General features: G+C 63.3%; 14 protein-coding genes. 8 read left to right on the top strand and 6 right to left on the bottom strand.

All coding sequences use genetic code 11. From position 1 onward, the window contains the following. The first annotated feature begins 71 nt into the window (after positions 1–71). Positions 72–383: a hypothetical protein gene (locus MF606_RS21385; protein WP_240231346.1), complete on the top strand. Its 312-nt coding sequence runs from the start codon at positions 72–74 to the stop codon at positions 381–383. A gap of 157 nt (positions 384–540) precedes the next feature. On the opposite strand, the gene MF606_RS21380 is transcribed toward MF606_RS21385, so the two are convergent. The 5 genes from MF606_RS21380 to MF606_RS21360 form a co-directional block, all read right to left on the bottom strand. After that, positions 541–1,167 (bottom strand): L,D-transpeptidase, encoded by a 627-nt coding sequence (locus tag MF606_RS21380; RefSeq protein WP_240231345.1) that lies wholly within the window; start codon positions 1,165–1,167, stop codon positions 541–543. Between the two features lie 244 nt (positions 1,168–1,411). Next, entirely contained in the window at positions 1,412–3,556 is a 2,145-nt protein-coding gene (gene pnp / locus MF606_RS21375; RefSeq protein WP_240231344.1) for a polyribonucleotide nucleotidyltransferase, read from the bottom strand. A 360-nt stretch (positions 3,557–3,916) separates the two neighbouring features. Beyond that, positions 3,917–4,186 carry a 30S ribosomal protein S15 gene (gene rpsO, locus MF606_RS21370; RefSeq protein WP_240231343.1) on the bottom strand — a complete coding sequence of 90 codons (270 nt, stop codon included), beginning with the start codon at positions 4,184–4,186 and terminating at the stop codon, positions 3,917–3,919. 133 nt (positions 4,187–4,319) lie between these two features. Continuing rightward, positions 4,320–6,029: a sensor histidine kinase gene (locus MF606_RS21365; protein WP_240231342.1), complete on the bottom strand. Its 1,710-nt coding sequence runs from the start codon at positions 6,027–6,029 to the stop codon at positions 4,320–4,322. Positions 6,030–6,167: 138 nt separating this feature from the next. Then, positions 6,168–6,374: a hypothetical protein gene (locus MF606_RS21360; RefSeq protein WP_240231341.1), complete on the bottom strand. Its 207-nt coding sequence runs from the start codon at positions 6,372–6,374 to the stop codon at positions 6,168–6,170. A 108-nt stretch (positions 6,375–6,482) separates the two neighbouring features. Between MF606_RS21360 and miaB the strand changes: the two genes are divergently transcribed. Together miaB and MF606_RS21350 are read left to right on the top strand one after the other, a co-directional pair. Further along, entirely contained in the window at positions 6,483–7,880 is a 1,398-nt protein-coding gene (gene miaB, locus MF606_RS21355) for a tRNA (N6-isopentenyl adenosine(37)-C2)-methylthiotransferase MiaB (protein WP_240231340.1), read from the top strand. An 85-nt stretch (positions 7,881–7,965) separates the two neighbouring features. Next, positions 7,966–8,328 (top strand): hypothetical protein, encoded by a 363-nt coding sequence (locus MF606_RS21350; RefSeq protein ID WP_240231339.1) that lies wholly within the window; start codon positions 7,966–7,968, stop codon positions 8,326–8,328. 50 nt (positions 8,329–8,378) lie between these two features. On the opposite strand, the gene MF606_RS21345 is transcribed toward MF606_RS21350, so the two are convergent. Continuing rightward, positions 8,379–8,804, bottom strand: coding sequence for a VOC family protein (locus MF606_RS21345; protein WP_240231338.1), 426 nt, complete (start codon positions 8,802–8,804; stop codon positions 8,379–8,381). 74 nt (positions 8,805–8,878) lie between these two features. Here MF606_RS21345 and MF606_RS21340 point away from each other — a divergent pair, with 74 nt between their 5' ends. From MF606_RS21340 to ybeY, 5 genes are all read left to right on the top strand, one after another. Next, positions 8,879–9,583 (top strand): helix-turn-helix transcriptional regulator, encoded by a 705-nt coding sequence (locus MF606_RS21340; protein ID WP_240231337.1) that lies wholly within the window; start codon positions 8,879–8,881, stop codon positions 9,581–9,583. 86 nt (positions 9,584–9,669) lie between these two features. Beyond that, entirely contained in the window at positions 9,670–10,110 is a 441-nt protein-coding gene (locus MF606_RS21335) for a DUF1761 domain-containing protein (RefSeq protein WP_240231336.1), read from the top strand. Next, positions 10,107–10,409 carry a DUF1905 domain-containing protein gene (locus MF606_RS21330; protein WP_240231335.1) on the top strand — a complete coding sequence of 101 codons (303 nt, stop codon included), beginning with the start codon at positions 10,107–10,109 and terminating at the stop codon, positions 10,407–10,409. The genes MF606_RS21335 and MF606_RS21330 overlap by 4 nt, the downstream gene beginning before the upstream one ends. 219 nt (positions 10,410–10,628) lie before the next feature. Then, entirely contained in the window at positions 10,629–11,690 is a 1,062-nt protein-coding gene (locus tag MF606_RS21325; RefSeq protein WP_240231334.1) for a PhoH family protein, read from the top strand. 130 nt (positions 11,691–11,820) lie between these two features. Then, positions 11,821–12,300, top strand: coding sequence for an rRNA maturation RNase YbeY (gene ybeY, locus MF606_RS21320; protein WP_240231333.1), 480 nt, complete (start codon positions 11,821–11,823; stop codon positions 12,298–12,300). Positions 12,301–12,361: the final 61 nt, after the last annotated feature.

Below are 12,361 nucleotides of genomic sequence, written 5' to 3'. Positions count from 1 at the left end.
TGCTATTCGCATTCCTCGCATACAGCTCCTTCAGCCCACACCTCCGCTTCGATCCACTCTTAGGTGCTCTAATGGATGCTCCGAAGGATGAGGCGGGCATTCTAAGCAGCGTGGAGCTGAGCCTCACGCCCAACTACTTTCGAGTCGGAGAAGATAGCCAAGTCGTGCTTTCGCGCTTAGAAGAGGCAGGGTTCAGGCTCGATTTGAACTACGCTGACTACCCGGAACACTACCAGTCGGAACTAGCCGAAGGCAAAACTCTTCGCTTCATTAGAAGCGGTCGTATGGATGGCGTTTGCGGCGAGCGCCTTTACGTATTTTTGGGTTTTGAAGAAAACCGCCTGCAATTGGCGTTAGGCCAGAGCCAGCGTACCTGTCTTTGAATGCCGACCGATGTAACAGCCAAAAAAGCCCGCTCGATGAGCGGGCTTTGCAATTTCTGCTCCCGGGCCAGTGTCGCGACAGCAGCGAACTTTTCTTCGGTGACTACGGATTCCGAAGCAAGGCTCCCCGCTGCCGCGGCATTGGCCCGGTAGGCCGTCAGTTGAGGACGACCACCTTAGCGCCGGTGGGCACGCGGGCGTAAAGGTCGATAATGTCCTGGTTCATCAGGCGGATGCAGCCCGACGAGACATTGGTGCCGATGGTATAGGGCTCGGTGGTGCCGTGCAGGCGGAACAGCGTGTCGCGGCCGCCCTTGTAGAGATAGAGCGCGCGCGGGCCGAGTGGATTGGTCGGGCCGCCTTCGAGGCCGCCGGCATAGGGGCCATACCGGTCGGGTTCGCGCCGGACCATGTTCGCTGTAGGCGTCCAGCGCGGCCATTCGGCCTTGCGGCCTATCGTGGCCGTGCCGCGGAACACCAGGGCTTCGGTCTTGCCGACGCCGACGCCGTAGCGCAGCGCCCGGCCGCCTTCGAGCACCAGGTAGAGGAAGCGGTTTGGCGTATCGACCACGATCGTGCCGGGACGCTCGCTGGTCGGATAGGCGACTTCCTGGCGCCACCACTTCGGGTCAACGCGACGCAGGTCCATGGCCGCAACAACGAATTTCTCGTTGGTCAGCGTGCCGTACATTGCCTGGTAATAGGGATCGATTTGCGGCTCGACAACGCGCGGCGTGCGCGAGCTGGAGCAGGCGGCGAGGGCGACGGCGGGAAGGCCGATCATGAACAAGCGGCGAGAAAGCAAGGTAATTCCCTGAAACAGCGCGTGACGCAAATAGTGTGAGTGGCCAATGACCTAAGCGGAGACCCAATGCTTCGCTAGTGCAGGAAAGCCTCACTGCCGGAACGGTTAGCGTGGCGGCCGGTTCCTCGCAGGAATGTGATGAAAGAGACAGTGTTGCCGACATGCAACGCAAGAAAAAGGCCCGGATCGCTCCGGGCCTTCTGCAAGCATGCTAGCGGTTCGCTTATTCGGCGGCCGCTTCGGCGTCCTTGGCGACTTCCTTGCCGGTTGCCTGGTCGACAACCTTCATGGAGAGGCGGACCTTGCCGCGCTCGTCAAAGCCCAGGAGCTTGACCCAGACCTTGTCGCCTTCCTTGACCACGTCGGTGGTCTTGGCAACGCGCTGCTCGGCGAGCTGAGAGATGTGCACGAGGCCGTCCTTGGCGCCGAAGAAGTTCACGAAGGCGCCGAAATCGGCGGTCTTGACGACGGTGCCCTGGTAGATGGCGCCCACTTCGGCTTCGTCGGTGATCGAGCGGATCCACTTGATGGCCGCTTCGATCTGCGAGCCGTCAGACGATGCGATCTTGATCGTGCCGTCGTCCTCGATATTGATCTTGGCGCCGGTCTTTTCGACGATCTCGCGGATCACCTTGCCGCCGGTGCCGATCACTTCACGGATCTTGTCGGTCGGGATCTTCATGGTCTCGATGCGCGGCGCGAATTCGCCGACTTCGCCACGCGAAGCGGAGAGTGCCTTGGCCATCTCGCCCAGGATATGGATACGACCGCCCTTGGCCTGCTCGAGGGCGATCTTCATGATCTCCTCGGTGATGCCGGCAATCTTGATGTCCATCTGCAGCGAGGTAACGCCGACTTCGGTGCCAGCCACCTTGAAGTCCATGTCGCCGAGGTGATCTTCGTCACCGAGAATGTCGCTGAGAACAGCGAACTTCTCGCCTTCCAGGATCAGGCCCATGGCGATACCGGCAACAGGACGCGCCAGCGGCACGCCGGCATCCATCAGCGCCAGCGAGGTGCCGCAGACGGTTGCCATCGAGGAGGAGCCATTGGACTCGGTGATCTCGGACACGATGCGGATCGTGTAGGGGAATTCCTCGATCGAGGGACGGATCGGGTTGACGGCGCGCCAGGCCAGCTTGCCATGGCCGATTTCGCGACGACCCGGGGAACCCATGCGGCCAGCTTCACCCACCGAGTAGGGAGGGAAGTTGTAGTGCAGCAGGAAGTTCTGCTTCTGGGTGCCTTCGAGCGAGTCGATATACTGCTCGTCTTCGCCGGTGCCGAGAGTGGCAACGACCAGCGCCTGGGTTTCGCCGCGGGTGAACAGCGCCGAACCATGGGTGCGGGGCAGAACGCCGACTTCGGAAACGATCGGGCGGACGGTCTTGAGGTCACGGCCGTCGATGCGCAGGCCCGTGTCGAGCACGTTCCAGCGCACGATCTTGGCCTGGAGGTTGTGGATCACTTCGCCGAGGTCTTCGGCCGAAACTTCACCTGCTTCGACCTTGGCGGCAAAGGCTTCCTTGACCGACTTCTTGACGGCGTCGACCGCGTCGTAGCGGTCTTCCTTCTTGGTGATCTTGTAGGCGGCGCGCAGGTCGGCTTCGGCAACCTTGAGGACTTCGGCTTCGAGGGCCGAATAGTCCGGAGCGACGAAGTCGCGCGGTTCCTTGGCAGCCAGCTCGGCCAGCTTGATGATGGCCTGGATCACCTTGCGGCTTTCGGCGTGGCCGAACATCACGGCGCCAAGCATGACTTCTTCGCTCAGTTCCTTGGCTTCCGATTCCACCATCAGCACGGCGTCTTCGGTGCCGGCCATGACGAGATCGAGCTTGGACTCGGAGCGGCGGTCAACGGGGAGGTTCAGCACATACTGACCATCGACATAGCCGACGCGGGCAGCGCCGATCGGGCCCATGAAGGGAACGCCCGAAATGGTGAGCGCCGCGGAGGCGGCGACCATGGCCAGCACGTCCGGGTTGTTTTCCATGTCGTGCTGCAGAACAGTCACGACCACCTGGGTCTCGTTCTTGTAGCCTTCGGGGAAGAGCGGGCGGATCGGACGGTCGATGAGGCGCGAAACCAGGGTTTCGTTCTCGGTCGGACGGCCTTCGCGCTTGAAGTAGCCGCCCGGGATCTTGCCGGCGGCGAAGTATTTTTCCTGGTAGTTGACGGTCAGCGGGAAGAAGTCCTGGCCCGGCTTGGCCGACTTGGCGCTGACGACGGTTGCCAGCAGCACGGTCTCGCCCAGGGTGGCGAGCACAGCGCCATCGGCCTGGCGGGCCATCTTGCCGGTCTCGAGCGTCAGGGGCTGACCGCCCCAGTTGAGCTCGACCTTGTGGTAGTCAAAATTGATCGTCGACATGGTATCGTCTTTCCATTCTGCCGGAGAGCGGTAACGCAGGGGCGTAGGAAAATCCCGCGAACTCGTCCGGTGCGCCCGCACCCGCCGGCACACCCCATGTGTGACGCGGGCTCAAAATCAGGCGCGGTTTACGTCCTTGGCGAAGACGAAACATGGGCAAGACAACAAGCAGCTCCTGAAGATCTTCAGGCGCCTCACGGGATCAAAACCAAGCGTTTGATTTTGCGAGCGTGAGGCGAGAGGAGCGGCCAATAATCCTGCCATGCTCCGGCATTCGCCGGTCTACGCTTTTCGCTCATCGAAATGAACGAAGGCGGGTGCGGAGAGCAAATCCCCGCACCCGCAATTCAACTGGCGCGTCTAGCGACGCAGGCCGAGCTTTTCGATCAAGGTCTTGTAACGGGCCTCGTCGACCTTCTTGACGTAGTCAAGCAGGCGGCGGCGGGTCGAAACGAGCTTGAGCAGGCCGCGGCGGGAATGGTTGTCCTTGCCGTGATCCTTGAAGTGCTCGGTGAGGTTGGCAATACGCTCGGAGAGGATCGCGACCTGGACTTCCGGCGAGCCGGTATCGTTGGCCTTGGTTGCGTATTCCTCGATAAGAGCAGTCTTGCGCTCGGCAGTAATCGACATCGGATAGATCCTTTCAGAACGAGGATTGTGGTCGCCCCGGCCGGGATGTCGTCCAGGAGGGGCCATGAAAGCCTTGGGCCAAAGGCCGAAGACTGGCGTCCCTATAGTGCAAAGAGCGGTGCAATGCCAGAATTTATTCGGCCGGCTCCGGTTCGGCCGGCTGGGGCATCCGCGCAGGATCGATGGCCGCCAGCGGAATGGCGAAGCGCCATTCGATGCCATTGGCGTGGCTGAACCGCTCGACCTCGGCACCGAGCGAGCGGCCGACCATGGATTTGAGCACGGTGGTGCCGAACCCGACCCGGTCGCCGCCATCGTGGAGGGCACGGACCGTCTCGCGCCAGACGAAGTCGAGCCGGTCGCCCTCCACTTTCCAGCGCACGGCGAGAGTGCCGTCACCATCGGCAAAGCAGCCGTATTTGACTGCATTGGTCGAGAGCTCATGCAGGGCCATGCCGACGATCTGCGCCGCCTGCACATTGAGCCGCACCATGGGGCCGTTCGTTTCGACGCGGTTGGCGTCGGGCGGGCTGAACGGCGCGATCTGGCTATCGACCAGCTCGCCCAAAGACACGCCGGCGCGACCATTGGTCAGCAGCAGGTCGGTGGAACGGGCCAGTCCCAATATGCGGCGCTCGAAGGCCTGCACGTAACTCGCCACGTCATCGGCGCCGCGGGCGGTCTGCTTGGCCATGGCAGCAATCACGGTCATCTGGTTCTTGCTGCGATGGGCCACCTCGCGCATCAGGAAGCGCACTTCGCTCTCGGCCCCCTGGCGCTGCGTCGAGGCGGCGGCAAGGGCGGCGGACACCTCGGCGATCTCGGCGACTGGATAGGCTTTGGCGGCGACGGGCTCGCCACGGCCGAGCCGCTGCGCGTCGCGGCGCAGGCCGCGCACCGAATGGCCGATGCGTGCGGCGATGAGAAAGGCCATGAGGCCTGCCGCCGCCGCGATGATGGCGCCCCAGGCGGCCAGCCAGAGGAGGGAGTCGCCGAGCGGGCGTTCGACGGCCTCGGTCGAGGCCCAAGCAATGACGCGCCAACCCGACAGGCCCGACCGCCATTCCGAGGTCACCACCGTCTGGCCATCGAGCCGTTCACGCCGCCATTCGTCGGGGGCGGAATCGAGGGTCTGGCGCATGGGCAGCACATTGCCGGTTTGCGAGCCGGCATCGGCGGTCGCGGCGATGACCAGGTTATCGGCATCCACGAGGGCGGCGTGCCAACCCGACGGCAATTGCCGCGACTGCAACGCCGCGGCCAGATTGGAGGCATTGCGGGTCAGGACCAGCAGCACGGCCTGTGGATGCTCGGGCACCGGCAGCAGCACGTTGAACGCCCATTGCTGCGCCGTCTGGCCGAAGAACACGCCAGAGACGGTCGGAGCGCCACGGTCAAGCGCCGCAGTGGCTGAGCGTCGGTCGGATGTAGGTCCGAGCGGCGTGCCAAACGGAACGCGGGTATTGAGCAATTGGTTGAAATCGGCATCGAGGGCCAGCAGGTAGGCGCCGCTGCCGGACAGGGCGACCAGGCCACGCTCATGAAATTCGGCAAGGGTACTTTCGGCAAAGGCCTCGCTGGTCGACAACACGCGCAGGGTCGTCACCATGCCGGATATTTCGCGCTCGACCGACTGGCCGATGGCCTGCACGGTGGCATTGGTGAGCGCGCGCACCACCTCTTCCTGGGCCTGGTTATTGCGGTTGAGCAGGACCAGCGACACCACCAGCGCCGGGATGAGAATCACCAGCACCAGCGCGAAGAGATAGACCGCGACCGAACGCGACGCTCCGGCGGCAACCGGCGCGCGCTCTTCTGCTAGCTCTTCAGTCGCCCCCGCCATGCCGCACTTTCAGCGGCCGAATTCCATCACACCGGTCAGCCGCATCCGGACCATAGCGTCAGATAGCGCGGCGTCCAGAGGGCATGCCGGACCCGCCGGTCAAAACATCAACACGGCTTGCACAAATGCCACGCCGGCTCAGTATTTGGCGCTGGAATCGCTGGCCGGAAAGCTCTCGTCCACCGCATCGTCCTGCTTGTCCCATTTGCCGGGCTTATCCGCGAGCGCTTCCTTGCCGGCATTGCGGACCTGGACCGGAGAGTCCTTGGGACCGGGCTTCTTGCCATGCTTCATGGCGGCGGCATCGTGGTCCTTGCCGGTCTTGTGGCTAGTTGTGTGCGTCATGGGTCGAACTCCTTGCTCTATTGGTAGGGAAACACCCGGAGCGGATGGGAGTTGCACGGCGGCGTTGCAGGCTTTGTCCCTGCGGAACGGCCGTGCTAAAGACCCGGCATGACCGAGACGCGCCCCAATACCAAGAAGCTCTTCATCAAGACCTATGGCTGTCAGATGAATGTCTATGACAGCGACCGCATGACCGATGCGCTGGCGCCACACGGCTATGAGACAACGCTGGACATGGCGCAGGCTGACCTGGTGCTGCTCAACACCTGCCACATCCGCGAAAAGGCCTCGGAGAAGGTGTTTTCCGAACTCGGCCGGCTCAAGGAATTGCAGAATGAGCGCCGGGCCATGGGCGGCGACATGCTGATCGGGGTGGCCGGCTGCGTGGCGCAGGCCGAGGGCGAGGAAATCGCCCGCCGCGCGCCGGTAGTCGACATGGTGTTCGGCCCGCAGGCCTATCACAAGCTGCCCGACATGCTGCTACAGGCCGAAGCGCAGCGGCATATGCATCCAAGCCTCAAGCGGGCGGTGATCGACACCGACTTCCCCGAGGAAGACAAGTTCGAGCATTTGCCGGCCGCCAAGAAGGAAGTGACCATCAAGCGCGGGCTGACCGCGTTCCTGACGGTGCAGGAAGGCTGCGACAAGTTCTGCTCGTTCTGCGTGGTGCCCTATACGCGCGGCGCCGAGGTCTCGCGACCAGTGGCGCAGGTGATTGCCGAGGCGCGCGGACTGGTCGAGGCGGGGGTGAAAGAAATCACCCTGCTCGGGCAGAATGTGAATGCCTATCACGGTCTCGACGGGGCAGGGCGCAGTGTAGGACTTGGCGAACTTGCCTATCTGCTGGCCGAAATCCCCGGCCTCGAGCGCCTGCGCTACACGACCAGCCATCCGCGCGACATGGATGATGCGCTGATGGCCGCACATCGCGACCTCGATATCCTGATGCCGTATCTGCACCTGCCGGTGCAGTCCGGCTCCGACCGCATCCTCAAGGCGATGAACCGGCGCCACACGGCGGCCGAGTACATGGCCGTGATTGAACGCATCAAGACGGCCCGGCCGGATATGGCGCTATCGGGTGACTTCATCGTCGGCTTCCCCGGCGAGACGGACCAGGATTTCGAGGATACGCTGACTATCATCCGCGAAGTCGGCTATGCCTCGGCCTATTCGTTCAAATATTCGACCCGGCCGGGCACGCCCGGTGCGAACCTCGGCGACCAGATCGACGAGGCGGTCAAGACCGAGCGGCTTTATCGGCTGCAGGAGCTGGTCAATGCGCAGACCACAGCCTTCCATGCCTCGTGCGTCGGCAAGACGCTGCCGGTGCTGATCGAGCGCCCGGGTCGCATGCCGGGGCAGGTGGGCGGACGCTCGCCCTATCTGCAGGCCGTGCATCTGGAGGGGAGTACCGACCTGATCGGGGCGATCCATCAGGTGGAGATCGTGGGGACGAGCACCAATTCGCTGGTCGGGCGGTTGAGGCAGGCAGTAGCGGCTTAGCGGCGTGAGACCTCACCCTCTGTTCAAGAACCGGTCTATTCCGGCGATTCACGCTCTGGGTGAGGTCGCGCTACGAGCCCTGTCAGTGAATGATCTCGACCGGGACTTCAGCGCCATCATGGCAAGTGCGGCCGATATCAAGGCCGCCAATCCCGGCTCAAACTGGCCGGATGGGCTGACCAAAGAGAAGAACCTCATCGATCTGGCCTGGCACCAGCGCGAGTTCGAGGCGCGCCGGAGCTTCGCCTGGGTGATCGAGGGCGCTGATGGGGCCTATCTGGGTTGCCTTTATGTCTATCCCTCGATCGCCGGAGAAGCGGCGGCGGACGTCATCTGGTGGTGGCGGACCGGCGCGGTCGTCGCCCGGCAAGCGTTTCGGGCCCACTTGCTGGAATGGATGTCCGGCGGCGACTGGCCGCGCCTGACCTACAATGTTCAGGACGAGTGAGTTTGGCGGAGCAAGCGGCGGGGGCATGGAACCCGCCACTTGCCCGGCGATCACGCCCCGGTGTAGGCGGCTTCGACGTCAAGCACCCAGGTCACGCCGAACTTGTCCTTGAGCATGCCGTAGAGCGGGGCCCAGCCTGAGGGCGCCAGCGGGGCGAGCAGTGTCGCGCCGACTGCCAGCTTTTCCCAGTAACCGGCGATCTCGTCGGCGCTGTCGCCGCGCACCGAGACGAAGAACGGGATTTCGCCCGGATTCCAGTCGAGTCGCGATGGCACGTCATAGGCCATGATGTGGAAGCCGTTGGCAGCCAGCACCTGGCCCCACATGACCTGATCGGCCTCGGCGGGGTTCTGTACCGCGCCGGCATCCTGGTAGGTGATGACGGCCTGATCACCGCCGAAGACGGAATGGTAGAATGACAGCGCAGCGCGGGCATCGCCGCGGAAATTGAGGTGGGTTGCAGTTTTGACGGCCATCGGAAGCTCCTGTTGGTTTGGCTTGATGCAACCGGTATAAACGCCGCCAACTGACAATTTCCGGCAGTTGATAAATGGCCCGACCCGACCGACTGTTTCGCCTGCTGCAGGCCATGCGCGTCATGCCGGCCCCGATCACCGCCGCGCGGCTGGCGGCGGAAACCGAGGTGTCGCTGCGCTCGCTCTATCGCGACATCGACAGCCTGCGCGCCGCTGGCGCCCGTATCGAGGGCGAGCGCGGCTATGGCTATCGGCTGGTGGAGGACTATGCGCTGCCGCCGCAGACTTTTGACCGCACCGAGATCGAAGCTATCGCGCTGGGACTGGCCGAGGTTCGGCACATGGGCGACCCTGATCTGGCCGAAGCGGCGATTTCGGTGCTGGCGAAGGTGGCTGCGACCTTGCCCGATGATCGCGAGCAGTATCTGTTCCACGCCATTTCGCAGGTCTACCGCCCCGACGCGCGCTATGCGCGCGTGCCACATATGGATGCCATGAGGCGGGCCTGCTGGCAGGAAGAGGCGCTGACCATCAGCTATGCCGACAAGGGCCATGCCGTCACTGAGCGCACCATCCTGCCGCTGGCCGTGGTCTATACCGACAGAACGCTGACAGCCCTCGCCTGGTGCTGCCTGCGCGAGGCATTCCGCATGTTTCGGCTGGAGCGGATCATCGCGCTGGAGCCGACAGGCAGCAGCTTTCGGCCACGGCGCGCGGCGCTATTGCGGGACTACCTCGCCGAGTTGCGGGCGCGTGAGGCGAGCAAGAGCGCGCCGTAGTCTTGGGACGCGCGCCCCGCTTTTTCTCGTGACGCTGTCGAAAACCCCAAAACTGAAGCGACATGGTTTCAGTGATGGAGGTTAAGATGAACAAGTCGATGATTATTCGCATTGCTGTCGCCGCCGTGGCGGCGCTCATATGCAGCGCAGTCTACTATGGCGCGGTGGTGGGGTCCTATTGGCGCGAGCTTTCCGGGCTCGCCGCAGCGGGGAGCGACGCGATGGCGCCGTGGCAACCCATTGCGCAGCTGGTGCGCAACCTGGCCGTGGCATTCGCCCTCGCCTATGTGCTGCGGCGCACGAATGCGGTGGGCCTATGGCCGTCGCTGCGCGTGACATTGGTGCTGTGGTTTGGGTTTCAGGCCATGGCCATTGCAGGATCGGTGATCCACGAACAGTATCCGCCCGCCCTTTACGGCATTCACGTCTTCGACGCGCTCATGACGGTGGTGGTCATGACTATCTGCCTCGTGGTGGGCAAAGAACGGACAGCATCGGCGCTGTCGAATCGGGAGGTTTCGCCATGACGACGCCATTGCCGGTCAGTTTCACGGCCACGATCGAGAAGAGCCCGAGCAAGGGCGGCTGGACCTACCTCGTGTGGCCGGAATCGGCCAGCTTCTTCGGCACGCGGGGCCTGGTGAAAATTGAAGCCACGGTGGACGGCGTGGCCATGACGAGCGCCTTCATGCCGCTGGGAGACGGGCGGCACAAGCTGCCCATCAAGGGCGACCTGCTCAAGGCACTCGGCAAAAGTGCCGGCGACACAGTCGACATTGTGCTGCTCGAGCGCCTGCCTCCGGCGCCTCGGAAAGTGGCCAAATAGCCTCCGGCCGCCTTGTGGATGGCCGCCATTCGGGCATAGCCCTCATGGCCTCCTCGCCTAAAAACGCTCCACTGGAGCGTTTTTGCCGCCTTGCGGCCGGCGAGGAGCGTCACAATATTGCTACAGACACCGGAGGCAAATCGGCCTAGCCTCACCTTGTCACACGCGGCGCAAGCCCGCGCCGCCCGTTTCGGGAGCCACACCAGTTTGAGCAGGCATTTGTCACCGACCGCAGACAACGCACTCGCATCGCAACTCGAACTCGCTTTTGAAGACAACCGCCTCGCTGCCCAGCTTTATGGCGATTTTGACCAGAACCTGGCGCTGATCGAACAGCGGCTCAAGGTTTCGGCCACCCCTCGCGGCAATCATGTCCTGCTCAAAGGCGCGGCCTCTTCGGTCGACCAGGCACGGCGCGTGCTCGAATCGCTCTATGCCAGCCTCGAAGAGGGGCGCTCGGTCGATATCTCCGATGTGGACGGCGTCATCCGCATGATCGAGACCGAGGACAGCCAGCTCACCCTGCCGACGCTGGAGCGCAAGGGCAAGGTGCGCATGGCCCAGATCGCCACGCGCAAATCCACTATTGTCGCCCGCACCCCGGCGCAGGACGCGTATATGCGGTCCATGGAGCGGAGCGAATTGGTGTTCGGCATCGGTCCGGCCGGTACCGGCAAGACCTACCTGGCGGTAGCGCATGCGGCGAGCCTGCTCGAACGCGGCGATATCAACCGCATTATCCTTTCCCGTCCGGCGGTCGAAGCCGGCGAGCGCCTGGGCTTCCTGCCCGGCGACATGAAGGAGAAGGTCGATCCCTATCTGCGCCCGCTCTATGACGCGCTTTACGACATGATGAAGCCAGAGAATGTCGAGCGCTGCATCACTTCGGGCATCATCGAAGTGGCGCCGCTGGCCTTCATGCGCGGCCGCACGCTAGCCAATGCGGTGGTCATTCTCGACGAGGCGCAGAACACCACCTCGATGCAGATGAAGATGTTCCTGACCCGCCTGGGCGAGAACTCCAAGATGATCGTGACCGGCGATCCGACCCAGGTCGACCTGCCGCGCGGCGAGAAATCGGGGCTCGTGGAAGCGGTGCATCTGCTCGACGGCGTCGAGGGCGTGCATATTTCCCGCTTCAACGACAAGGATGTGGTGCGCCACGCCCTGGTTGGCCGCATCGTGCGCGCCTACGAGGCCGACACGGCCAAGAAGCTCGCCGAAAAGGCCGGCGATACCGAGGGCCTGGCGCGGACCTTGGGCACGCTGCCCAAGGCTTAATTCTGCGCGATGTCGTTCCGGCGGAGGCCGGAATCCATTCGGAGAATTGGCCTCACGCTTGGTGTTGCGGTAAGCCACGGACACGGATCCCCGCCTGCGCCGGGATGACATCGCGGATATTGAAAGCTCTATGCCCAAGCCGACGCCCCCCCTCGACATTGCCGTCATCATCAATGACGACGCCTGGCCCGAAAACCTTGAGGGTCGTGCTGAAGAAGCCGTTATGGCCGCGCTGGCATTCGCCAAGCCCAAGATCAAGGGCGCGGCGGAATTGTCGATCCTGCTGACCAATGACGAGGAGCAGCACGAGCTCAACCGGCAATGGCGGGGCAAGGACAGCTCCACCAATGTGCTGAGCTTCCCGCAGATCGAGCCGTTCGGCCCGGTCGTCGGCATTCTCGGCGACATCACCCTGGCGCGCGAAACGCTGGAGCGCGAGGCGGCGGACCAGGGCACCAGTTTCGACGATCATTTCACCCATCTCGTGGTGCATGGATTTTTGCATATTTTAGGGTATGATCACCTCGATAACGCGGAGGCTCTTCAAATGGAGGGTCTCGAAACCCAGATATTGGCTGACTTGGGGGTCGATGACCCCTATGCCGATTAGGGCCGGAACGACAAGCATCCGGGCGTTTTTCCCGTTTCGAGGATAGATAAGCCGCCTTCTC

The sequence above is a fragment of the Devosia lacusdianchii genome, assembly GCF_022429625.1.
GTDB lineage: Bacteria > Pseudomonadota > Alphaproteobacteria > Rhizobiales > Devosiaceae > Devosia > Devosia lacusdianchii.
This window is presented reverse-complemented; position numbering and strand designations above follow the sequence as displayed.